This window comes from Streptomyces sp. BK208 (genome assembly GCF_004364245.1).
In the GTDB taxonomy this organism is placed as follows: Bacteria; Actinomycetota; Actinomycetes; order Streptomycetales; family Streptomycetaceae; genus Streptomyces.
The window spans coordinates 197,520-219,805 of the sequence record NZ_SOAV01000003.1 but is presented as its reverse complement, the minus strand read 5'-3'; the positions used below and the strand labels follow the sequence as shown (position 1 = coordinate 219,805).

23 protein-coding genes are annotated in these 22,286 nt (G+C 74.0%); 14 read left to right on the top strand and 9 right to left on the bottom strand.

Going from position 1 to position 22,286, the window contains the following annotated elements:
- Positions 1-55 precede the first annotated feature (55 nt).
- From EV562_RS09395 to EV562_RS09370, 6 genes are all read right to left on the bottom strand, one after another.
- The gene (locus EV562_RS09395) at positions 56-607 is read right to left on the bottom strand and encodes a flavin reductase family protein (RefSeq protein ID WP_133886251.1); all 552 of its coding nucleotides are present in this window, start codon (positions 605-607) and stop codon (positions 56-58) included.
- Positions 604-1,791: an acyl-CoA dehydrogenase family protein gene (locus EV562_RS09390; RefSeq protein ID WP_133886250.1), complete on the bottom strand. Its 1,188-nt coding sequence runs from the start codon at positions 1,789-1,791 to the stop codon at positions 604-606. Before EV562_RS09390 ends, EV562_RS09395 begins: the two co-directional genes overlap by 4 nt.
- 234 nt (positions 1,792-2,025) lie before the next feature.
- A complete protein-coding gene (locus EV562_RS09385; protein WP_133886249.1) occupies positions 2,026-3,186 on the bottom strand; it encodes an acyl-CoA dehydrogenase in 1,161 nt (386 codons plus the stop codon).
- Positions 3,183-3,446 carry an acyl carrier protein gene (locus EV562_RS09380; protein WP_133886248.1) on the bottom strand — a complete coding sequence of 88 codons (264 nt, stop codon included), beginning with the start codon at positions 3,444-3,446 and terminating at the stop codon, positions 3,183-3,185. Before EV562_RS09380 ends, EV562_RS09385 begins: the two co-directional genes overlap by 4 nt.
- Positions 3,443-5,008: an amino acid adenylation domain-containing protein gene (locus tag EV562_RS09375; RefSeq protein ID WP_166661688.1), complete on the bottom strand. Its 1,566-nt coding sequence runs from the start codon at positions 5,006-5,008 to the stop codon at positions 3,443-3,445. The genes EV562_RS09380 and EV562_RS09375 overlap by 4 nt, the downstream gene beginning before the upstream one ends.
- Positions 5,005-5,790 carry an alpha/beta hydrolase gene (locus EV562_RS09370; protein WP_133886247.1) on the bottom strand — a complete coding sequence of 262 codons (786 nt, stop codon included), beginning with the start codon at positions 5,788-5,790 and terminating at the stop codon, positions 5,005-5,007. Before EV562_RS09370 ends, EV562_RS09375 begins: the two co-directional genes overlap by 4 nt.
- Positions 5,791-6,159: 369 nt before the next feature.
- On the opposite strand from EV562_RS09370, the gene EV562_RS09365 reads away from it, so the two are divergent.
- The 9 genes from EV562_RS09365 (at position 6,160) to EV562_RS09325 (ending at position 15,912) form a co-directional block, all read left to right on the top strand.
- Positions 6,160-7,014, top strand: a complete 855-nt coding sequence (locus tag EV562_RS09365) for a LysR family transcriptional regulator (protein WP_243860009.1) — start codon at positions 6,160-6,162, stop codon at positions 7,012-7,014.
- Positions 7,015-7,287: 273 nt separating this feature from the next.
- Positions 7,288-7,485, top strand: a complete 198-nt coding sequence (locus EV562_RS09360) for a tautomerase family protein (protein WP_133886245.1) — start codon at positions 7,288-7,290, stop codon at positions 7,483-7,485.
- Between the two features lie 84 nt (positions 7,486-7,569).
- Positions 7,570-8,976, top strand: a complete 1,407-nt coding sequence (locus EV562_RS09355; RefSeq protein ID WP_133886244.1) for a multidrug effflux MFS transporter — start codon at positions 7,570-7,572, stop codon at positions 8,974-8,976.
- Between the two features lie 201 nt (positions 8,977-9,177).
- Positions 9,178-10,089 (top strand): LysR family transcriptional regulator, encoded by a 912-nt coding sequence (locus EV562_RS09350; RefSeq protein ID WP_133886243.1) that lies wholly within the window; start codon positions 9,178-9,180, stop codon positions 10,087-10,089.
- Positions 10,090-10,340: 251 nt separating this feature from the next.
- Positions 10,341-11,273: a 3-hydroxy-3-methylglutaryl-CoA lyase gene (locus tag EV562_RS09345; protein WP_166661687.1), complete on the top strand. Its 933-nt coding sequence runs from the start codon at positions 10,341-10,343 to the stop codon at positions 11,271-11,273.
- Positions 11,270-12,142, top strand: a complete 873-nt coding sequence (locus tag EV562_RS09340) for an alpha/beta hydrolase (RefSeq protein ID WP_133886241.1) — start codon at positions 11,270-11,272, stop codon at positions 12,140-12,142. The genes EV562_RS09345 and EV562_RS09340 overlap by 4 nt, the downstream gene beginning before the upstream one ends.
- The gene (locus tag EV562_RS09335; protein WP_133886240.1) at positions 12,139-14,352 is read left to right on the top strand and encodes an isocitrate/isopropylmalate family dehydrogenase; all 2,214 of its coding nucleotides are present in this window, start codon (positions 12,139-12,141) and stop codon (positions 14,350-14,352) included. Before EV562_RS09340 ends, EV562_RS09335 begins: the two co-directional genes overlap by 4 nt.
- Complete coding sequence (locus tag EV562_RS09330; RefSeq protein WP_133886239.1) at positions 14,349-15,056, top strand: RraA family protein; 708 nt, start codon at positions 14,349-14,351, stop codon at positions 15,054-15,056. Before EV562_RS09335 ends, EV562_RS09330 begins: the two co-directional genes overlap by 4 nt.
- Positions 15,043-15,912 (top strand): DUF6282 family protein, encoded by an 870-nt coding sequence (locus EV562_RS09325; protein ID WP_133886238.1) that lies wholly within the window; start codon positions 15,043-15,045, stop codon positions 15,910-15,912. Before EV562_RS09330 ends, EV562_RS09325 begins: the two co-directional genes overlap by 14 nt.
- A gap of 39 nt (positions 15,913-15,951) precedes the next feature.
- Here the strand turns inward: EV562_RS09325 and mmuM are convergent, their stop codons facing one another.
- Entirely contained in the window at positions 15,952-16,893 is a 942-nt protein-coding gene (gene mmuM, locus EV562_RS09320; RefSeq protein ID WP_133886237.1) for a homocysteine S-methyltransferase, read from the bottom strand.
- A 164-nt stretch (positions 16,894-17,057) separates the two neighbouring features.
- Between mmuM and EV562_RS09315 the strand changes: the two genes are divergently transcribed.
- From EV562_RS09315 to EV562_RS09305, 3 genes are read left to right on the top strand one after another with little or no spacing between them, the layout of a single operon-like run.
- Positions 17,058-17,900, top strand: a complete 843-nt coding sequence (locus EV562_RS09315; protein ID WP_166661686.1) for a type II CAAX endopeptidase family protein — start codon at positions 17,058-17,060, stop codon at positions 17,898-17,900.
- A complete protein-coding gene (locus EV562_RS09310; protein ID WP_133886236.1) occupies positions 17,897-19,054 on the top strand; it encodes a histidine kinase in 1,158 nt (385 codons plus the stop codon). Before EV562_RS09315 ends, EV562_RS09310 begins: the two co-directional genes overlap by 4 nt.
- Positions 19,051-19,710 carry a response regulator transcription factor gene (locus EV562_RS09305; RefSeq protein ID WP_133886235.1) on the top strand — a complete coding sequence of 220 codons (660 nt, stop codon included), beginning with the start codon at positions 19,051-19,053 and terminating at the stop codon, positions 19,708-19,710. The genes EV562_RS09310 and EV562_RS09305 overlap by 4 nt, the downstream gene beginning before the upstream one ends.
- 16 nt (positions 19,711-19,726) lie before the next feature.
- Here EV562_RS09305 and EV562_RS09300 read toward each other — a convergent pair whose 3' ends face one another.
- Positions 19,727-20,263, bottom strand: coding sequence for a hypothetical protein (locus tag EV562_RS09300; RefSeq protein ID WP_243860008.1), 537 nt, complete (start codon positions 20,261-20,263; stop codon positions 19,727-19,729).
- Between the two features lie 106 nt (positions 20,264-20,369).
- Here EV562_RS09300 and EV562_RS09295 point away from each other — a divergent pair, with 106 nt between their 5' ends.
- Complete coding sequence (locus EV562_RS09295; protein WP_166661685.1) at positions 20,370-20,840, top strand: hypothetical protein; 471 nt, start codon at positions 20,370-20,372, stop codon at positions 20,838-20,840.
- Positions 20,837-21,586 carry an isocitrate lyase/phosphoenolpyruvate mutase family protein gene (locus EV562_RS09290; RefSeq protein WP_133886233.1) on the top strand — a complete coding sequence of 250 codons (750 nt, stop codon included), beginning with the start codon at positions 20,837-20,839 and terminating at the stop codon, positions 21,584-21,586. The genes EV562_RS09295 and EV562_RS09290 overlap by 4 nt, the downstream gene beginning before the upstream one ends.
- Here the strand turns inward: EV562_RS09290 and EV562_RS09285 are convergent.
- Positions 21,583-22,173 carry a TetR/AcrR family transcriptional regulator gene (locus EV562_RS09285; protein WP_133886232.1) on the bottom strand — a complete coding sequence of 197 codons (591 nt, stop codon included), beginning with the start codon at positions 22,171-22,173 and terminating at the stop codon, positions 21,583-21,585. The two genes, EV562_RS09290 and EV562_RS09285, sit on opposite strands and share 4 nt — an antisense overlap.
- Positions 22,174-22,286 lie beyond the last annotated feature (113 nt).

Genomic DNA, 22,286 nt, shown 5'->3' with positions numbered 1-22,286 from the left:
GCTCCTTCACGTGGCGGGGGAGTGGGACGGACGGGGACGGCCGGTCGATGCCGGGTCACACCGGCCAGGTCGCGTAGCGGCGCATGCCGTACAGCAGGGGTGCCGCCTCGGCGGCGGGGACGTGCGTCTCGGTGTGCAGGACCTCGCCGATCACGATGGTGTGGTCACCGGCCGGGACCATCCGGGTGACGCGGCACTCGGCGGTGGCGTGGGCGTCCTGCGGCAGGACCGGCAGTCCGGTGTGGTGCCCGGCCCGCCAGGGGACGGTGGTGAACCGCTCGGCGGCCGGACCGGCGAACGCCTGGGCGGCGCGCCGACCGGTGCCGTGCAGCAGGTTGACGGTGAAGGCCCCGCGGGCCGCGAGCACCGGCAGGGTGTTTCCGCCCGCCGACGCGCACACCAGCAGCTGCGGCGGATCGAGGGAGACCGAGCACAGCGCGGTGCAGGTGAAGCCGTACGGCGTGCCCCGCGCGTCGGCGGTGGTGACGACGGCGACACCGCCGGGGTGCGAGCCCATCAGGGCCCGGAAGGCGTCGTGCGGTACCGCGTGTTCGTCCGCGGCGAGCGGGACGGAGGGCACCGGGGCCGTGGCGCTCGCGGGGGTCACCACGAGAAGGCCCGGGCGTCGTAGAGGTTGACCCCGGTCGCGGCCTTGCCCAGGTACTCCAGGCACTCGTGCGGCTTGGCCGGCATCACGTGGGAGAACTGGACCTCCCGGACGAGCCGTTCCAGCGCGTGGCCGCGGCTGACCGCGGCCGAGCCGCACAGCCGCAGGGCGTCCTGGGCCAGGCTCGGGCCGGTCTCGCCCACGACGTACTTCGCGGCGTGCACCATGGCGTTGGCCTCCAGGCTGCCGCGTTCCGCGGTGACCAGGTCGCCGGCCTCGTGGACCAGGGCGCGGGCGGCCCGCAGACGGGCGGACATCCGGCCCAGTTCCTGCTGCACGACGGGCGAGTCGGCGCGGCCGGGCACGGCGGTGACGTGATCCACCGTGTGCCGGAAGAGGGCCTCCACCATGCCCAGGTAGGCACCGGTGTAGCCGGCGAACATCCAGTGGGGTTCGCGCACCACCTTGAACAGGGACATGCCCTCGACGCCGAGGTAGAGACGGGAGCGGGGCACCACGACCTCGTCCAGCGTCATCGGGGCGGTGCTGGTGCCGTACATCGCCGACAGGTGCCGCACGGAGCCGAAGCCGACGCCCGGGTCGTCGGCGGCGACGACGAAGTGGGAGACCTCGCCGCTCTCCTCGGCGTCGCCGTCCGCGGCGGCCACCACGTAGTAGTCGGCGGCGCCGGCCAGGGACACGAAGTCCTTCCTGCCGTTCAGGACGTAGTGCGTGCCGTCGTCGGAGCGGCGGTAGCGGGTGTGCATGCCGCGCAGCTTCGCCCCGCGGCCGGCCTCGGAGGTGGCGGAGGCGAACATCTTGCGACCGTGCACCACCTCGCCCAGCATCCAGGTGCGGAAGGCGTCGGCGGCCGGGGACAGCCGGGTCCCGGCGGCTTCGGCGAGTGCGCCGACGACGACGTGGTGCATGTTGAAGCCGAGGGCCGCGGCGCCGTGGTGCGCGCCCAGTTCGGCCAGCACCCGCCAGTAGTCGCCGAAGCCGAGTCCGGCGCCGCCGGCTTCCCGGGGGACGAGCAGGGCGAGCAGCCCCGACTCGCGCAGCACGCGGTAGGCCTCGTGGCCGTCGTCGTCCGCGGCGTCGGTGCCGGCGGCGAGCGGGGCGATCGCGGAGCCGGTGTCCGCGGCGAGTTTGAGGAGGTCGTCGAAGTGGGTCGGCAGCGTCATCGATGTCCTTGGGGTCGGTTCTCGGCCGGTGGGTTGTCGGCTGTGGGGCGTCGGCCGGCCGGGTCTCGGCCGGCCGGTCCGGCCGGTCGGCCGGGTCGATCGACCGCGTTTCGGTCGGCCGGGTCTCGGTCGGCCCGTTCGGTGGCCGGGTCTCGGTCGGCCGGGTCTCGGGCGGCCGGTTCGGCGGGCCGGTCGGGTGACCGGTGGCTTCACGGCCGGTCGGGAGGCGACCGGTCAGTTCTCGACGGGCAGGCCGAGCTGACGGGCCACGGCGACCCGCAGCAGGTCGTTCGGGCCGGCGTAGGTCAGGGCCGCCATGGGACTCGCCAGGTCCGCCGCGAGGTCGAAGCCGGGCAGGAAGGCGCGCACGCCGGACAGCGCGGTGGCGTGCTCGGTCATCCGCACGTAGTCCTCGGAGACGGAGATCTTGGTGAGGGCGGCCTCGGCGGCCAACTGCCGGGCGGGTGTGTCGGCGTCGAGCCGGGCGGCCATCGCGTACAGCTGCACGCGCGAGCGGTGCAGGGCCAGCGCCATGTCGCTGACGCGCGCGGCGACCTGGTGACTCGCGCCCATGCGCCGGCCGAAGTGCTCGCGTCCGGCGGCCCACTCCACGGTGCGCGCCAGCAGACGGTGCATCGGGCCGAGGGCGTAGCCGAGGATGACGGACCGCTCCCAGGCGGTGGTCGACGCCATCACCGCGAGTCCGGAGCCCTCCTCGCCGAGCAGCGCGTCCGCGGGGAGCCGGGCGCCCTCGAAGATCAGCTCCCCCATCGGCACGGTGGGCAGCGCCGTCTTGGCGAAGCTCTCGCCGCGCCGGACCCCCGGGAGGTCGAGGGGGAGGAGGAACGCGGACAGGGCGAACGGTGAGCGCCCCGGAGCGGTCCGGGCGAAGACGATCGCCCGGTCGGCCACGGGGGCCGCGGTGACGAACGTCTTCGCGCCGTCGAGCACGAAGCCGTCGCCGTCGCGCACGGCGCGGGTCTCCATGGAGAACGGGTCGCTGCCGCCGCCGCGTTCGGTCAGCGCGTGGCAGAGCAGTGTCCGGCCGTCCTGGACGCCGGCGACCGCGTCCCAGGCATCGGCCGGGAGCGTGGCCCGCAGGGGGAACTGCATCCCGAAGACCTGCGACGCCAGCGCGTAGCACAGACCGGGGTCGACGCCCGCCAGTCCGATGCCCTCGATCACGGCGAGGGAGCGGGTGACGGGTCCGGGCGCCGTGGCGCCGGGCGGGGCGAGACGGAGCACCCCGAGGTCGGCCATGGCCCGCCAACCGGCGGTGAAGTCCAGGTCCCCGGTCCGCTCCGCCAGCGGCGCGGCCAGGTCACGGTAGGCGTCGACGACCTCCTCGGTCTCCGGTGCGCAGCCGCGCAGCGCTGCGGTGGCCGTCGCGCTCATGTGCGCCCCTGGGCGGCGAGGTTCCCGATCGCGGCCCACAGCGCCCTGGGGCTGCGGAAGTTGGCGGCGACGATCTCGGTGTCGGGCAGGGTGACGCCGGCCTCCTTGTCGAGCGCCGCGACGATCTCCATGATCGCCAGCGAGTCGACCAGGCCCATCTCGAGGAGCGGGGTGTCGGCGGTCAGGGAGCCGGCGTCCTCGCCGGGTCCCCAGGTGATGCGGCTGCCGATCAGGTCGCAGAGTTCTTCGACGCTGTTCATACGGTGACGTCCTCCGGGTGTGCGGGGCCGGCCGTGCCGCTCAGGGCGCGGCGGTCGACCTTCCCGCTGGTGGTGGTGGGCAGGGTGGTGAGCGGAACGACGCGGTCGGGCAGCATCCGCTTGGGCAGTACGCCGCGCAGTGCGGCCAGGACCTCGTGCTCGGCGGCGTCGGTCTGCGCGTACGCCCAGATCTGGCCGGTGCGGGAGCCGTCCGCGGCGTCCTTGGCGACGACGGCGGCGGTGACCACCTGCGGGAGCTCCAGGACGGCGTGCTCCACGTCCATCAGGTCGATGCGGTGGCCGCGCCGCTTGACCTGGTGGTCGCGCCGCCCGCGCAGCAGCACCCGGCCGTCGGGACGGATCCGGCCGAGGTCCCCGGTGGGGTAGGCGCGGCGGGCGACTCCGTCGCGGAAGACGGCGGTGACGGTGGGGTCCTCCGGTGCCCCGCCGCGCAGGTAACCCTGGAAGACGACGGGGCCGGCGACGTGGATCTCGCCCTCGCCGTCGGTGGGCCGGCCGTCCTCGTCGAGCACGTCGACGTGGACGCCGCCGATGCCCCGGCCGATGGGCAGTTCCCGGTCGGCCGTCCAGTCGGCCGGCACCCGGTGGTAGGTGCAGGCGTTGGTCTCGGTGGGCCCGTACAGGTTGTAGAACGGCACCCCGTCGAACAACCGCAGGTACCGCTCGAGCAGTTCGGGGGCGAACGCCTCCCCGCCGAAGGCGGCGATCCGCAGGGTGGCCGGCGGACCGTCCGCGAGACCGCCCTGCTGGAGCATCGCGTGGTACAGGGACGGTACGGCCATGAAGGCGGTGACGCGCTGTTCGGTCAGCCACGCGACGACATCGCGGGGGAAGACCCGCAGCGCGTCCGGCATCAGGACCGTACAGGCTCCCGCGGCGGCGGCGCTGAACAGGTCGAAGGTGGTCAGGTCGAAGGTGAGGGCGGCCTGGGAGCCGATCCGGTCGTCCGGGGTCAGCCCGAACTCCCGCGCGGCCCACAGCGCGTAGTGCGCGACGTTCTCGTGCGAGAGGAGGACGCCCTTGGGCCAGCCGGTGCTGCCGGAGGTGAACAGGATGTAGCCGCCCTCGTCGGCCGGCGCGGGCAGGGGCGCGGGCCGCTCGCCGGGGGCGAGGGAGCGCAGCAGGCGCAGGCCGTGGTCGAGGGCCTCCTCGGCGCCCGGCCCGCCGCCGAGGGTGCGGGCGACGGCCCGGCGGGCCCCGGTCAGGGCGCGGTCGACGGTGAGGAGCGCCGACAGACCCGCGTTGCGGATCATCCGCGCGGTGCGCTCCGGCGGGTCCGCGGTGTCGAGCGGTGCGGCCACCGCGCCGGCCCGCAGCACCGCGTACAGGGCGACGACGGTGGCGGGGGACTTGGGTGCGTAGACGCCGATCCGGTCGCCCGGGGCGACGCCCTCGGCCGACAGCCGGGCGGCCAGCGCGTCGACGGCCCGCTCCAGCCGGGCGTACGTCCAGCTCTCGCCGGCTCCCTCCAGGGCGGTGCGCCCGGGGTGGGTCCGCGCGGAACGGGCCAGCAGGGCGTCGAGGCGGGGGGTGGCGGTCACCGGCCGGCTCCCGCGGTCCGCGTCCCGGCCGTGCGGGGACTGGCGAGGAATCCGCGGACGGCGTCGACGACGAGGTCGGGCCGCACCAGGTGGGGGTAGTGGTCGCAGCCCTCGGGGACCAGACGCTCGAACGGGCCGTCCACCGCGCGTTCCGCCGCGTCGACCTGGGCCATCGTGCCGTACTCGTCCTCGTCGCCCTGGATCGCCAGTACCGGTGCGGTGACGTGCAGTTCGTCCTCGATGGACCAGTCGCGGAAGGCGGGCGAGAGCCAGACACCGCTCCAGCGGTCGAACACTCCTCGGGGGTCGTCGTGCACCATGGCCAGCTTCCGGGCGAGCGGACCCGCCTCGTAGGAGGCGCGGGCGTTCTCGATGCCCCGGCGGTTCTCCTCCTCGAAGTACAGGTGCGGGCCCATCGCGACGACCGCTTCGACCGGGTGCGCCGAGGCGTGCAGCAGTGCCATGGAGGCGCCGTCGCTGTGGCCGACCAGGACGGGGCGGCGCATGTCCAGCACGTCGAGCAGGTCGGGCAGCACCCCGTGGGCGTGCTCCTGCATGTAGCGGACGGTGCGGGGGAGCGGGTCGGGACCGCTGCCGCCGTGGCCGTGCCGGGAGTAGACCAGGGCGCGGCGCCCGGTGGCCGCGGCGAGCCGGGCGGGGAAGCGTCCCCAGGCGGCGAGACAGCCGAGTCCGCCGTGCAGGAAGACGAGGGGGGAGAGGTCGGGATCGCCGTCGATGACGACGTGTTCCAAGGGACCGTTGCGCATGGTGATGACCGGCACGGCACAATCCTTCTGAGTGTTCGCGGTTGCGGAGCGGGCATTCCGGCAGGGCGGGCGGACATCGCGCCGTTGTGGTGAAGACGACGCGGTCCGGTGCCCGGCAATGCGCCGGCAGGGCGTCAGGAAAAGTCGAGGGAATGACAATCGCGGGGCGGCGGGTGTCGCGTCCACCGGACGGTCCGGACGCGGCGTCTTTGCTCGGCCTTTGGCCGATCTTTGCGCCACGCCGATTGACGGTGCGCGTCAATTTCCCGGCACAGTAACCCCGTTGCCGTCGAACGCACGGTCCGCCCGGCGGCACCACGAAGACTAGGCGCCGCGCAAGGTGAGGGAGAAATGACGTTACCGAACCACCTATACGCTCAGCGAATGAATGTCGAACTGCGCCACCTCCGCTGCTTCCTGGCCGTTGCCGAGGAAGGCGGGTTCACGGCGGCCGCGCACCGGTTGCACCTCGCCCAGCCGACCCTGACGCGCAATATCAGGGCACTTGAGGACTCTTTGGGCGTGCGGCTGTTCGAGCGCACCACGCGCAGAACGGAACTGACCGGCAAAGGAGAGGCCCTGCGCGACGCGGTCGTCCCGCTCCTGCGGCAACTGGATTCCGCGCTGACGGACCTGCGCAACGGGGACACCCTGCGGGTCGGGTTCAGCTGGGGACTGCCCGAGGGCCTGTCCCGGCTCGCCGCCCGGTTCACGGAGACGACCGGCACCGGGGTCGAGTTCATCCGCTGCGACACCCCCCAGGCCGGACTCGACACCGGCCGGGCGGACGTGGCCCTGCTGCGCAGCACGCCGCCCAAGGGGCTGCGCGGAGTCCTGCTCTACGAGGAGTCGCGCAGCGCGGCCGTCCCCGCCGGCTGGAAGCTGGCCGAGCGCAGCGAACTCGACTGGGCGGAGCTGGCCGGGCTGCCGCTGATCGTCAACACCGTCAGCGGGACCACCTTCCCCGAGATGTGGCCCGCCGGCAGCCGGCCCGTGGTCGGTTCCGAGTGCCGCAACTTCGACGAATGGCTGGAGCAGGTCGCCGTGGGCCTCGGTGTGGGCACCGCACCGGTCTCCGCCGCCCGCCGCTACACCCACCCCTCCGTGCGGATCATGCCGCTGACCGGCGCACCCGCCGTGCCCGCCTACCTCACCTATCCCTCGCACGGCGCCCACCCCCAGGCCGCCCGCTTCGCCGACCACGCCTGGCGCGCCGCCGAGGAACTGCAGCGGGCCTGAGGACGGCCGGTCCGACGAGCGGCCGGTCCGACGAGCGGCCGGTCCGACGAGCGGCCGGACCGAGGCGCGGCCGGCCCGAAGCGCGGCCGGTCCCCGGGGAGGCGGGTGTCGGCCCCGGCCAACTCATCACGATTCGTGATCGTGGCGAGAGCGGACTGCGTCTTGGACGGCCCCGCGCCCGGTGCTGGACTTGGGACACCGCGACTCCCCGGCCCACGGCGCCGGGGCGTACGCCGTCCCGTCCGCAGTCCAGAACGAGTACCGGAGCACGTCATGCCCCTGATCCACGTGCAGCAGACCCCCGGCAAGACCGCCGAGCAGAAGAGCGAGCTGGTGCGCGCCCTGACCGACGCCTACGTCGGCGCCACCGGCAGCAAGCCGGAGAGCGTGTGGGTGACCGTGCAGGAGATCGCCACCGACAGCTGGTCGATCGGCGGGGACACCCTCGCCGCCCGCGCCGCCCGGAGCTGACGGCCCGCAGCCGCCGTTCCCACCGGGAACCGTCCTCCCTCGTTCCCGGCCGGGAACGGCATCCTCATCCCGCAGGAAGTGGTCATGAGAACCGCATCGACACCGGTACCGACGCCCGCGCGGACGTCCTACGCGCTGCTGCTGGCCGTGCTGTGCTCGCTGAACGCCGGTGGTCTGTTCGCGTCCGACATCAACCTGCCGGGCGTGCCGGACACCGCACAGGCCTTCGGGGCCCCGGTCGCGTCCGTGCAGTGGACGTTCAGCGCGTTCATGATCGGCATAGCCGTCTCGCAGGCCGTGTACGGACCGATCTCGGACGCGTACGGGCGCAAGCGCGTCATCGTCTTCGGGCTCGGCCTGTTCGTCGCCGCCTCCCTGGTCTGCGCGGCGGCCCCCACCATCGAGGTCTTCGGAGCGGGACGCCTGCTCCAGGCGCTCGGTGCCGGGTCGGGCATGGTGCTCGGCAGGGCCGTGATCAGCGATCTGTACGAGGAGAAGGAGGCGGCCAGGACCTTCGCCACGGTCATGCCGATCGTGGGCGTCTCACCGTCCGTCGCCCCCTTGATCGGCGGCTACCTGACCTCGTACGTGTCCTGGCGCGCGCCGTTCGCGGTGACCGCGCTGATCGGGCTGACGACGCTGGTCGTGATGGTCACGCGCATCCCGGAGAGCCTGCCGCCGCAGCGGCGCAGCAAGCACCTGGCGGCCACGCTCAGGGGCTACCCCCGCCTGCTGACCCGCCCGCTGTTCTGGGCCTACACGGCCAACCTCGCGGTCGCCTACGGCGGTTACTTCGGCTACCTGGCCGCCTCGCCGCTGGTCTTCGAGAAGATGGGCCTGGCCACGGAGACCACCAGCTACTGCTACATCACCGTCTCCGTCGGCTATGTGGCGGGGAACCTGACCTCGCGCGCCCTGGTCCGCAGGCACCGCATCGACCGACTGCTCTGGACCGGCCACGGGTTCTTCCTGGCCGGCGCGCTGCTGATGCTGGCTCTCGGGCTGAGCGGCGCGGGCGGGAGGTGGGGCCTGCTCGTGCTGGTCTTCATGCCGGTGATGACCTTCGGCAACGGCTTCCTGCTGCCGCTGTCCATGAGCGCCGGGGTGACGGCCTTCCGTACGACGGCCGGTTCGGCGTCCGGGCTGATGGGCGCGCTGCAACTGCTCGGCGCCTCGCTGGGCATCTTCCTGACCAGCAGGCTGCCCGCCGGTGACCTCTTCGCACTGGGCTGGTTCGTGCTGGCCGCGTCGGCGGTGGGCGGCGTCCTGTTCGCCCTCTTCCTGTCGCTGGCGGGCCGGGAACGCGCGGGCGACGACACCCGGGCCGGGGACGCCGCGGCCACCGCGACCGTCACCGTGGCGCCCACCGCACCCCTGACCACCGCGGCGACCCTGACCACAGCGGCCCCGGCGACGGCCACGCCCCTCGCCGCAGCCACGACCGCCGTCGGCGAGCGTCCCAGGGAGGTCCAGGAGGCCGTCGCCGAGTAAAAGGACGGGTTCCGTCGGCGCGTCGGCTAAATCCTCACCGAACCGCCACCCGAAGAACTCATCGTGTCCCTCTCCGCCACGAGCGGCCCTCCCCTGGGGAGGCGCCGCTCGGCGGTATGCGAGGATTTCCCTCGCGGCGCCCCCCACCCGCCTGTGTTCGGCATATTCCATAAAGGGGTCGCCGGTCGCAGAGGGGGACACGTGGAACTGCGTCAGATTCAATACTTCGTCGCCGTCGCCGAGGACCTGCATTTCGGCCGCGCGGCCGAACGCCTGCATATCGGCCAGCCCGCGGTCAGCCAGCAGGTCCGCCGCCTGGAGCGCGAGCTGAGCGCCGAGCTCTTCGACCGCTCCGGCCGCACTGTCACCCTCACGCCCGCCGGCCGGGAACTGCTGCCCGAGGGGCGGGCCGTGCTCGAGGCGATGGACTCCTTCACCGCCAAGGCGCAGCGGCTCGCCGCCCGGGGCGATGCCACCTTCCGCGTCGGCATCAGCTCGGCGCTCGGGGAGCGGCTCGACGACTTCCTGGACGCGCTGCCCGACCGGGGCGCGGGGACCCGCTTCGAGTTCCAGACCCTGGACGCCCACACCCGGCTGGAGGAAGTGCGGGCCGGACGGCTCGACGCGGCCTTCGTCCGCGGCCTCGAAAGCGCCCCTGGCCTGCTGTTTCTCAAGCTCTGGCAGGACCCGCTCGTGGTGGCCCTGCCCGCCGCGCACGAGGGGGCCGGGCGTGACCGCCTGAGCCTGGCCGACCTGGCCCGCCTGCCGTTGCGCATCGCCCCCCGCGCCGAGAACCCCGTGCTCTTCGACACGGTGGTCCTCGCCTGCCGCAGGGCGGGCTTCGAGCCGGCCTTCGGTCCGCCCTCGACCGGTCTGCAGGAGACCCTCGCCGAGATCGGCGCGGGCGCGGACGGCTGGATCCCGCTGTACCCGGCGGCGGCCGGCGCGGTCTCCTCGCGCCGCGTCGCGGTGCTGCCGCTCGACGGCGAGCCCATCGCCGTCCGCATGTCCCTCGCCCTGCGGGCGGACGAGGATCCCGGGCGGCTGGGCCTGCTGGCCGAAACCAGTGCCCGCGTGCGCGAGAAGTTCGCGGGTAAAGACCTGTCCCGCTGAATTCTTTACCTGGGTATTAAAGTCATGCCCACATCGTGGGATAGCGTGTCCCGTGTCGAAGAACTTCCTTCAGCGTGACGCTGGTTGAATACCGAAGTTCTTCGCGGTTCATCAACGGGGTGATGCGGAGCGGGTCCATCGGGACCCCCCGCAACAGAATGAACGGTTTCCCAATTCTTTGTCGGCCCGCGCGGAAAGCCGCGCGGGCCGTCGCCCCGCCTGCTGCATGCGCCATTCATGGAGGGGTAAAAATGGTCGTCAATCTTGACGTGACGCTGCGCGACGGCGGTTACCGCAACAACTTCGACTTTCCGCTCGACTACGCCCGCCACCACGCCCGGGAGAGCGTCGCGGCCGGTATGGAGTGGGTCGAGATCGGCTACCGGAACGGCTCCTTCAAGCCGCGGCCGGGCATCGGCCGTACCGGGCTGGGCGCCGACGACTACATACGCGCGCTCGCCGAGGCCGTCCCGCCGGAGCACCTGTGCATGATCCTGCACCCGAAGAACATCACCGAGGACGACCTGCCGCGCATGTACGAGGCGGGCGTGCGCATGGTGCGGTTCTGCCTGCCCTCCGGTGCGCCGGAGGCCGGACTCGCCCTGCTCTCGCAGGCCGTCGACCTCGGATTCACCACCACCGTCAACATCACCCGCGTCAGCCAGCTCGACGGCCGCCGCCTGGCCGAACTGGCCGCCCTGTCCGGCGACTCGGGCGCCGACGTCGTCTATCTGGCCGACTCCAACGGCAGCATGCTGCCGCGCGAGGTCTCCCGGCTGGTGACCCTGGTCCGCTCGGTGACCGACGCGGCCATCGGCCTGCACGCCCACAACAACCTCGGCCTCGCCCTGGCCAACGCCATCGCCGCCGTGGACGCCGGAGCGACCTGGATCGACTCCTCCGTCCTCGGCATGGGCAAGGGACCCGGCAACCTCGTCACCGAACAGTGGCTCGCCTACCTCGGCCGGCACGGGCACACCGACGGCTACGACCTGGGACGGATCCTCGCCCTCGCCCACCGCATGGAGGGCGAGTTCACCGAGGCCGCGCCCTCCCTGCCCCTGCCCGACCTGGTCCTCGGCCACTTCGACCTGTCCGTCGAGGAGCGCGCCAAGCTCCCGCAGGGCCACATCTCGGACGCCTTCTCGGCCGCCCGGGAACTGACCGCCACAGGCGCTCGGTGACGCGGCCCGCACCAGGGGCCGAGCCCACGCACGACGCGGCGCCCGTGCCGGCCCGCGCCGTGCTGGGCCGGCCCGACGCCCCGCGCCACGCGGTCGTCCTCGCCCCCGTCCTCGCCCGATGGGACGGCGGCGCGTTCTTCCGGCCGATCGCCGGCCCGCTGCTCGACTCCGGCCACCGGGTCACCGTCCACGACACCCTGTCCCTGCTGCGGGACGGCGACGACCTCAAGAGCCTCGTGCACCGCTGGGCCCGGTACCTCGCACCGCGGGAGCGGCTGCGCGGCACGACGGCCGACGCGCACCGCCCGGAGCGGGACGAGGCCCCGGACGTCCTCGTCGGCAACGCCCTGGGCGGCGCCGTCGTCCAGGGCATGCTCACCGAGCCGTGGACCCACCGGGCCAAGGTGCTGCTGCTGTCCGGGCCCACCGTCGCCGACCACGCGCTGAACACCGCACTCGAACGCATCGCGGCGTCGGCCGAGACCGAGGGCCTGCCGGCGGCCACCCGCCTGCTCGAAGAGGTGGTGCGCGGCCCCGAAGGACCGGCCCGCACCGCGGACCCGGGATCCGGCCCGCCGGACGCCTCCCGCCCGGACGCCGGCGAACCGGCGGCGGCCCGACGGCTGGCGGCCGGCCTGCGCCTGCTGCGCGACGCCGACGCCCGGCACGCCGTACGGGACTTCCCCGGACCCCTGCTGCACGTGTACGGCGCCCAGTCCCGGCTCGTCCGGCGCACCCACCTCGCGACGGGGCCGCTGCCGCACCACCGTCTCGTCGCCGTCGCGCGGGCCGGGATGCGCCCGCACGCCGACCGGCCGGATCTCGTCCGGCACACCCTCACCCGCTTCCTGGGAGCTGAACTCACATGAACCGCAAGACCGTCGCCGTCCTCCCCGGCGACGGAATCGGACCGGAGGTGCTGGACGCCGCGCTGCCGGTGATCGACGCCCTCGACCTTCCCGTCGACCTCGTGTTCGGCGACATCGGCTGGCAGTGCTGGCGCGACGAGGGCAACCCCGTCCCGGACCGCACCTGGGACCTGATCGGCCGCAGCGACGCCGTGCTGCTCGGCGCCACCACCACCAAGCCGCGCGACGAGGCACTGGCGGAACTCGCCCCCGAACTGCGCGGGAGCGCCCCGCGCTACATCTCACCGATCATCCAACTCCGCCGCCGCCTCGATCTGTTCGCCAACCTGCGGCCGGTGGAGAACTACCTGGGCGGCACCGCCCCGTACCGCTACTGCGTGGTGCGGGAGAACACCGAGGGCCTGTACGCGGGACTGGACTTCAGCCCCGTGCCGGACGCCCTGTGGCCGCTGGTCGCCGACCACCCCAACGTCCGCCGCTCCAGCCGCGCCGGAGCGGCCGCGTCCGTCCGCCTGCAGACCGCGCACGGCCTCGACCGCATCCTGCGCTTCGCCTTCGAGACCGCCCGCGCCCACGGCTACGGGCGCGTCACCCTCGCCGACAAGCCCAACGTCCTGCGCGACTCCAGCGCCTACGTCCTGCAACGCCTCGAAAGCATCGCCGGCGACTACCCGGAGATCCCGTACGAGGTGCTCAACGTGGACGCGGTCGCCCTGTGGATGACGCGCCGCCCGGAGCGGTTCGGCGTGATCGTCGCCGAGAACATGTTCGGCGACATCCTCTCCGACCTCGGCGGCGGCGTCATGGGCGGACTCGGTCTGGCCCCCAGCGCCAACATCGGCGAGACGGGCAACTACTTCGAACCGGTGCACGGCAGCGCCCCCGCGCTCGCGGGCCGGCAACGCGCCAACCCCGCGGCCGCGTTCCTCACCATCGGGCTCCTGCTCACCCACCTCGGCTTCCCCGAGCAGGCGGACACGGTCAGGGACGCCGTACGGCACGTCACCCGGCGGCGCGACCGGGTCACGTACGACCTGGGCGGCTCGGCCACCACCGCCCAGGCCGCCGAGGCGCTCCTCGACGCCTGCCGTGCGCTGCCGCACGCCCCCACCGCCGCCGTCGTCACCGTGGGCGACGAACTCCTGCGCGGCGACCTGGAGGACACCAACGCGGGCCACGCCTCCCGCATGCTGGCCGAACGCGGCATCCCGGTGCGCGTCCGGCACACCGTGGGCGACGACGAGGCCGGCATCGCCGACGCGGTCCGCTCCTGCCTGGGCCGGGACGACGTCGTCGTGGTCATGGGCGGACTCGGCCCCACCTCCGACGACGTGACGCGCGCCGCCGTGGCCCGGGCGCTCGGCAGGCCGCTGGAGCACCGGGAGGACGCCTGGCAGGCCGTCGTGGCCCGGCTGACCCGCTTCGGCGTCGCCGTCCACGACGACAACCGCCGCCAGGCGCTGTTCGCCGAGGGCGCCGAGCTGCTGCCCAACCCCGACGGCACCGCCTGGGGCTGCCGCGCCGAGACCCAGGGCAGCACCGTCCTGATGCTCCCCGGCCCGCCGCGCGAATGCCTGCCCATGCTGGAGGAGTCGCTGCGCGACGGCCTGCCCCACATCCCCCGGCCGCCCGAGACCACCACCCTCTTCCGCCGCACCCTCGGCGTCATCGAGGCGGACGCCGCGGCCCTGGTCGACTCCCTGCTCAAGGAGAACGGCGGGCAGGCCAAGGCGTCCTACCGCTGGCACTACCCCTACGTCGACATCCGCGTCACCTGCCCGCCCGGGGACGCCGGGCACCTCGCACGGCGCCTCGACGCCGCGCTGGCCGGCCACATCGTCACCGACCGCGACCGCACCGCCGTCGAGGAGCTGGCGGCCGTGCTGGACGGGCACGACATCGCCCTGGACGTGGACGACCGGCTGACCGCGGGCCGCTTCGCCGCCGAACTCTCCCGCGCCCGCGACACCGGCGACGGCTCGCGCTCCCTGCGGGTCGTCCTCTCCGGCCGGTGGGAGGGCGGAGACCCGACGACCTACACGGGCACCGTCACCCTGAGCTGCACCGTGGGCGAGGGCGCGGACGAGCGGGAGCACACCCTGACCGTCCCCAACCGGAGCGCCGAAGTCACCGCGTACGCCGCCCAGTACGCCGCCTGGACCCTCGCCCGGCACGTCACCGGCCACCCGTACCCGAAGGAACCCGCATGACCACCGCCACCACCCCCGCCGACGACACCGGTGAGCTGCGCCGGAGGCTGGCGCGGCTGGACACCGCCGCCCTCTCGGACGCCCTGGACAGCCTGCACGCCCCGCCGTGCGTACTGCCGGGCATCCGCCCGCGCACGCCGGGCACCGTCGCCTGCGGTCCGGCCTTCACCGTCCGCTACCGCCCCCTGGACCCCGACGCCCGGGGCTTTCGCAACGCGGCCGACTACATCGACGAGGTACCGGCCGGCTCCGTCGTCGTCGTGGACAACGGCGGCAGCACCACCTGCACCAACTGGGGCTCCCTGCTCAGCACCGTCGCCCGGCACCGCGGCGTCTCCGGCACGGTCGTCCACGGCTCGGTGCGCGACGTGGCGGAGAGCCGCGCCGCCGGCTACCCCCTCTTCAGCACCGGCGTCACGATGGTCAGCGGCAAGAACCGGGTCGTCCTGGACCGGACGGGGGCGAGCGTGGACGTCGGGGGCACCACGATCGACCCCGGCGACTGGATCGTCGCCGACGACAACGGCGCGCTGCGCGTCCCCGCCGCACTGGCCGCGGAAGTCCTCCGCCGCGCCGAGGCGGTCGACCGCACCGAGGCACGCATCCGCGCCGCCGTGCTCGACGGCAGCCGGCTCGACGCGGCACGCGCCCGGTTCGGCTACGCCCGCCCGTGGGAGGACGGAGGCCACGATGACGGCCGCTGACGGCGGGGCGCGGGCCGCCCGCTTCATCGACGTCCACTACCACTGCGGCCCGGACGCGTACGTGCGCCGCCGCACCGCGACGGGCGCGGGCGCCGCCTACGCCGAGCACGGCGGGTGGGTGGTCCTGAAGAACCACCTGGGATCGACCGCGGCCCAGGCCTGGGAGGCCCGCCAACAGGGCCTGCCGGTCTCCGGCTCGATCGTCCTCAACGACCTGGCCGGCGGCTTCGATCCGAGGGCGGTGGAACAGGCCGTCGTCCAGCACGGCGAGGACAGCGGCCTGCGGCTGGTCGTCCATCTGCCCACCGTCACCGGGCGCACGCACCGCAGCCGCCTGGCCCGCACGCCCTCCCACCCGCTCCTCGCCCACGGCCTGCGTCCGCTCACCGTCACCGACGACAGCGGCACGCTCCGCCCCGACGTCCGCGAACTGCTGCGCGCCGCCCGGGACCTCCCCGTGGTCGTCTCCACCGGACACGCCGACGGGCACGAGGTGCGGCTGCTGATCGACGAGGCCGTCAGGCTCGACCTGCCCCGCCTGATGCTCAACCAGCCGGCCAATCCCATGACCGGCCTGACCTGCAAGGACCTGGCGGACCTCGTCGGTGCGGAACAGGTCTTCACCGAGCAGACCGCCCTGACCCACCTCCTCGGCTACCAGCCCTGGTCCGACCTCGCCGACGTCCTGACACTCCTGCCGAGGGTCGTCTACAGCTCCGACCTGGGCCAGCCGTCCCAGCCGGACATCACCCCCTGGCTGGAACAGAGCGCCCAGTGGTTCGCACGGGCCGGCATGGGCCGGGACCGCGTCCAGGAGGTCACCCGGGACACACCCCTGGCGATGCTCTCGCTGTGACGGCACGACGGGCGGCCCCACGGCCACCGGCCGGGAAGCTCAGACCGACGGGGGCGCCGACGCGATCGACCTGATCACGTCGGGCCCCACCCGGCAGCAGCCCCCGACCAGCCGGGCTCCGGCCGCCCGCCACTCCCGCACCAGCCCGGGCGCGAACGAGGAGCGCCCCCGCCAGGCCCGCGCCCGCGCGTCCCAGGTCTCCCCGCTGTTGGGATAGGCGACGACCGGCTTCCCGGTCACCCGGGCGGCGATCGCGACCGCGCCGGACACGTCCTGCGGTGCACAGCAGTTGACGCCCACCGCGACCACCTCGTCCGCGTCGGCGGCCAGGGCGAAGGCCTCCTCCAGCGGCTGGCCGGCCCGGGTGCGGTCCCCGGCGACGGTGTACGACAGCCAGGCGGGCACCCCCAGCCCGCGCACCGCCCTCAGCAGCGCCGCCGCCTCGTCGGCGTCCGGGACCGTCTCCAGCGCGAGGACGTCGGGCCGGGCGGCGGCCAGGACCTCCAGGCGCGGGCGGTGGAAGCGCTCCAGCTCACCGGCGGACAGGCCGTACCGCCCCCGGTACTCGGAGCCGTCCGCGAGCATCGCCCCGTACGGACCCGCCGACGCCGCCACCCACAGCGGCCGGCCGGGCCGGCCCGCCCGCGCCAGACGAGCGGCCTCCCGCGCCGACTCCACACTGCCCGCCATCAGCGCGGCGCCCCGCTCCCGGCCGATGCCGCGCCGGGCGAACCCCTCGAAGGTGGCCTGGTAGCTGGAGGTGATCACCACGTCCGCACCCGCCTCGAAGTAGGCGAGATGGGCCGAGACGATCGCTTCGGGGTCCTCGTCGAGCAGCCGCGCCGACCACAGCGCGTCCCCCAGGTCGTGCCCGGCCGCCTCCAGCTGGTTGGACAGCCCGCCGTCGAGCACGAGCCCCCCGGAGGCGAGGGCACCGGTGAAGGAGGAGACGGCGGCACCGTCGGCGAAGTCGCTGGTCATGCCCCCGAGGCTACGACGCGCCCGGCCGGGTGCCCGCCCCGTGTCCCCCGTGCGAGCTACAGCCAGGTGTCCACCGTGTGGTGACGATCTACCGCCGCCGGATCCGTAGCGTCCGGTGCAGCAGCCCGGGATGCCGAAGTGCCGGGCCCTACCGAGGAGTCACCGTGCGTTTTGTCTGGCAGTTCCTGGCCGTGCTGGCGGCTTACGCCCTCAGCGGGACGGCCGTCCAGGCGGTGAAGGACAACGACTGGCTCACCCTGGTCGTCGGACTCACGGCGGCCGCGCTGATCATGTTCGTGTACGCGTGGGTGGTGCGGCGCACCGAGCGCCGTCAGGCCCGGGACGTGGCCCTGGAAGGCGCCCTCACCAGGACCGGCTGGGGCATTCTGATCGGTGCCGGGATGTTCTCGGCCGTGATCACCAACCTCCTGTCCTCCGGGTACTACGAGGTCGAAGGACTGGGCTCGGTGCAGGGCGCGATCGGGCTGGTCGGCTTCATGGCCGGCGCCGCCGCGACCGAGGAGGTCGTCTACCGCGGGGTGCTGTTCCGGATCATCGAGGAACACATCGGCACCTACCTCGCGCTGGGCCTGACCGGCCTCGTGTTCGGGTTCTCCCACCTGCTCAACGAGGACGCCACCCTGTGGGGCGCCGTCGCCATCGCCGTCGAGGCCGGATTCATGCTCGCCGCCGCCTACGCCGCCACCCGCAGCCTGTGGCTGACGATCGGCGTGCACTTCGGCTGGAACTTCGCCGCGGGCGGCGTCTTCAGCACCGTCGTCTCCGGCAACGGTGACAGCGAGGGCCTGCTCAACGCCACGATGTCCGGTCCGAAGCTGCTCACCGGCGGTGACTTCGGCCCGGAGGGCAGCGTGTACTCGGTGGGCTTCGGGGTGCTGCTGACGCTGGTGTTCCTGTGGCTCGCGCACCGGCGCGGGAACATCGTGCCGTTCGGCTCCCGGCGGCGTGCCGCGGGCGTCGACGCCGCCGCTACACTTCCCCGGTGATCGATCGCCGACGGGTACCGGAGCTGTGGCGCCGGCTCGACGTCACGGTCCGGGACCTCCCGTTGGGGGTGCTGCTCCTCGCCGCGTCGCTGCTGCCCGCGCTGCGCGGTCACGGCACCGAGGTCGGCGGCCTGCCGACCCGCCCCGGCGACGCCCTGGCCACAGTGGCGGCCGTCCTGCAGTCCCTCCCGCTGGCCCTGCGCCGCCGGTGGCCGCTCGCCGCCCTCGCCCTGGTCTCGCTCGGCTTCGCCCTCGACCAACTGCGCGGCTACCACCTCTTCGCCGGGGCCGCGCTGCCCGTCGTACTGATCAGCGCGGGGTCCTACCTGGAGACGTACCGGCGCGCCACCCTGGTCACCGCGTCCCTGGCCTTCGCGGCCCTGTCGGCCGAGCTCCACCGGCGCGGCCCGGGCGAACCCGCGATCGAGTTCGTCTCGTTCTACCTGGTGCTTGCCTTCACCTGGGGCGTCGGCGCGTGGCTGCGCTCGGCGCGTGCCGCGGAGGCAGAACGCCGCGGCAGGGTCGCCGAGGACGCCCGCAACGCCGAACGCGCCCGCATCGCCCGCGAGTTGCACGACGTGGTGACCCACCACGTGACGGCGATGGTCGTGCAGTCCGAGGCCGCCCGCTATCTCAAGGCCGTGCCCGACCGGCTCGACGAGAGCCTCGCCGCCGTCAGCGACACCGGCCGCCGCGCCATCACCGACCTGCGGCACCTGCTCGACCTCCTCGATCCCGACCACGGGACCGCCGAGCCCAGGACGCCACCCGTGGGCCGCGTGCTCACGCTGGTCGAGCAGACGCGCCGGGCAGGACAGCCGGTGGAGTTCACCGAGGAGGGCACCCCGGCCGAGGCGACCGGCAGCTCCGACCTCGTGGCCTACCGCGTCGTGCAGGAGGCCCTGACCAACGCCCTCAAGTACGACCGGGGCGCCAGGACCTCGGTGCTGGTCCGCCACGGCGAAAGAGAGATCACGGTGGAGGTCGGCACGGACGGCTCCGGCACGGGAGCCGCGTCCCCCGGCGGAAGCGGACGGGGACTGGCCGGCCTGCGGGAGCGGGTCGACGTACTGGGCGGCGAGTTCAGCGCGGACCGTCCGGCGGGCGGCGGCTTCGTCGTCCGGGCCCGGATCCCCGGGGGGAGCACGGCATGAGCGCACCCGTCCGGGTCGTGATCTGCGACGACCAGGCACTGATCCGCACCGGCCTGGCGACCATCGTCGACGCCCAGCCCGACATGGAGGTGGTCGGCGAGTGCGGGGACGGCCGGACGGGCGTCGACCTGGCCCGCCGACTGCGCCCGGACGTCGTGGTGATGGACATCCGCATGCCGGTGCTCGACGGCCTCGAAGCCACCCGCCTGCTGGCCGGCGCCGGGGTGGAGCATCCCGTCAAGGTCCTCGTGGTCACCACGTTCAACCTCGACGAGTACGTCTACGAGGCGCTGCGCGCCGGCGCCAGCGGCTTCCTGCTCAAGGACGCGCCCCCGGACCGGCTGCTGCACGGCATCCGCACCGTGGCGATGGGCGCGGCGCTGCTCGACCCCGACGTGACCCGCCGCCTCGTGGGCCGCTACGCCGCCCGGATCCGCCCGGCCGGGGGCGCCGTCCCGGAGACACCGCTGACGCCGCGCGAGACGGAGGTCCTGAGGCTGATCGCGGAAGGGCTGTCCAACAGCGAGATCGCCGCCGCCCTCGTGATCAGCCCCGAGACCGTCAAGACCTTCGTGTCCCGCATCCTGACCAAACTCGACCTGCGCGACCGCGTCCAGGCGGTCGTCTTCGCCTTCCGCCACGGACTGGTGACCTGACGGCCCGTACCGGAACTCAGCCCTGCAACCGGCCGCGCATCTGGGACAGACGCCGGTCGAAACGCCGCTGGTGCCAGACCAGGTAGCCCACGAGCGTGACGCCGAGGACGAGCATCAGGCTTCCCATGCCGACCGACCCGGTGGCGTACCCCAGGGCGGCCGTGCCGAGGAAGAGGACCGCCAGCAGCGGGAGCGCCCACCAGCGGTTGCGCCGCAACCGCTCCTGGCGCGAGTCGACCAGCTCCGCCATGGCCCGTCGCCGCTCCGGGTCCCGGGGCGCCGGAGCCCCCTCCAGGATCTGCCGTTCCATGGCGGGCACGTCGTCCGGCCGGGTGCCCACCTCGCGGGCGTCGCGCACCCGTCGGCGGCGCACCAGGTACACGATCCAGGCGGCGGCCGGGACCGCGCCCAGCAGAGCCGACGGCCACGCCGACGCGCCGTTCATGAGCAGCCTGACCCCGACGGCCACCACCAGGGCCATCACACCGATGCCCCAGAGGCTGTCCTGCCACCGCAGCCGCGGACGGTCTTCGCTTCTCGTCGTGTTCGACATGTCACCTCGCACGGGAGGACGGGTGGGAACGATGCCGGTCGGATACCCGCGTTCGTCCGGAACACTTCGGTCCGCACCGAACCGACCGGCCCCTAGCGTGCGGGACATGAACGACACGCCAACCGCCGCCAGCACCCTCGCACCCGCCGCCGCCGTCACCGGCATGGTCGACCACGTTCTCGCCCTGGCCGCCACCTGGACCCACTGGGACGGGCGGCCCGCACACGTCGACGGCCGCGTCTACACCCCGCACAAGGCGATCCGCCGGGTCGCCGACCACATGATCGACCATCTCGCGGAACTGGAGGCCAGGTCGGCGGGGGAGGAGCCGCAGCCCGACCACTGGCACGCCTCCGTCATCACCACGGACGCGGACCGCGCCCCCTTCACCGCCGAGGACCTCGACGAGGCCCGCAGCCGCCTCACCCGCCTCGCCCGGATCTGGGCCAACCGCCTCGACGCGCTCACCGACGACCGGCTCGACCACTCGCCCGGCGAAGGCTGGACCTTCCGTGAACTCGCCGTCCATCTGGCGGAGTCCGCGTACTACGCCGACGCGGTGGGGGACCTCTCGTGAGCGCCTTCGCCGCACTCCACCGACCCGGCGATCCCCTGCTCCTGCCGTGCGCCTGGGACCACGCCTCGGCGTTCGCCCTCGCCGGGCACGGCTTCGCGGCCGTCGGCACCACCAGCCTCGGTGTCGCGGCGGCGGCCGGGCGGCCCGACGGCGCGTCGGCGACCCGCGACGAGACGCTGCGGCTGGCCCTCACCCTCGGCTCGGCCCCCTTCCTGCTCTCGGTCGACGCGGAGGACGGCTTCAGCGACGATCCGGACGAGGTGGGCGAGTTCGCCCGGCAGCTGGCGGCGGTCGGCGCCGTCGGGATCAACCTGGAGGACGCCCTGGGACCGGCCGACCGGCACGCCGCGAAGATCGCCGCGGTCCGGTCGGCGGCCCCCGGCCTGTTCGTCAACGCCCGTACCGACACGTACTGGTCGGGCGACGGCGACTGGACCGCGACCCTGCGGCGCCTGGACGCCTACCGCGAGGCCGGCGCCGACGGCGTCTTCGTCCCCGGGCTCACCGACCACGCACTCATCGCGGCCCTCACCGCCCGCCTCGACGTGCCCCTCAACGTCCTGTACACGCCGGGCGGCCCCACCCTCGCGCACCTCGCCGACCTCGGCGTGCGCCGCGTCAGCCTCGGTTCGCTGCTCTACCGGCGGGCGCTGGGCGCCGCCCTGGAGACGGCCGCCGGCGTCCGGGCGGGCCGCGACCCGGGCGGCCCGGCACCCACGTACGACGAGGTGCGGGGGCTGACCTAGCCGGCGCCCGAACCCCCGTCGTCCCGGGGCCAGTTCTCCAGCGCCACGTGCAGGGCGTCGACCGCCTTGTCCCAGGACGCCTGTACGTCGCGCGGGGCGCCGAAGCCGCCGGAGGCCTCCAGCACGCAGTACCCGTGGAAGGTGGAGCGCAGCAGGCGTACCGCGTCGGTGAGGTCCGGTTCGGCCAGGCCGTAGGCGCGCAGCATGCCGTAGGTGATCTCGGCGGTGCGGCGCAGCGCGGGGGAGCCGGCGACGAGGGCCTGGTCGATGCGGATCTGGGTGGCGGCGTACCGGCCCCGGTGACGCAGGGCGTAGGAGCGGTAGGCGCCCGCGAAGGCGGTCAGGGCCTCCCGGCCCGCCCGTCCGGCGACCGCGGCCGCGATCTCCTCGATCAGCTCCCCGCCCGCCAGCAGCGCCATCCGCTCCCGCAGGTCCCGCAGGCCCCGCACGTGCGCGTACAGACTCGCGTCCTTCACCCCGAGGCGCCGGGCCAGCGCGGAGACGGTGACGTTCTCGAACCCGTCCTCGTCGGCCAGGTCGGCGGCGGCCGCGACGACACGGTCGGTCGTGAGACCGGCTCGGGGCATGGGACCACCTTCCGCAACCCGCCCTCTTCGGGCACCACCCTAATGCCAGGCCCGAGCCCCTCCCGCCCGTTCCGCTGCGGCAGCCGGCCACCGGGCCGTTCCGCCCGCCCCGC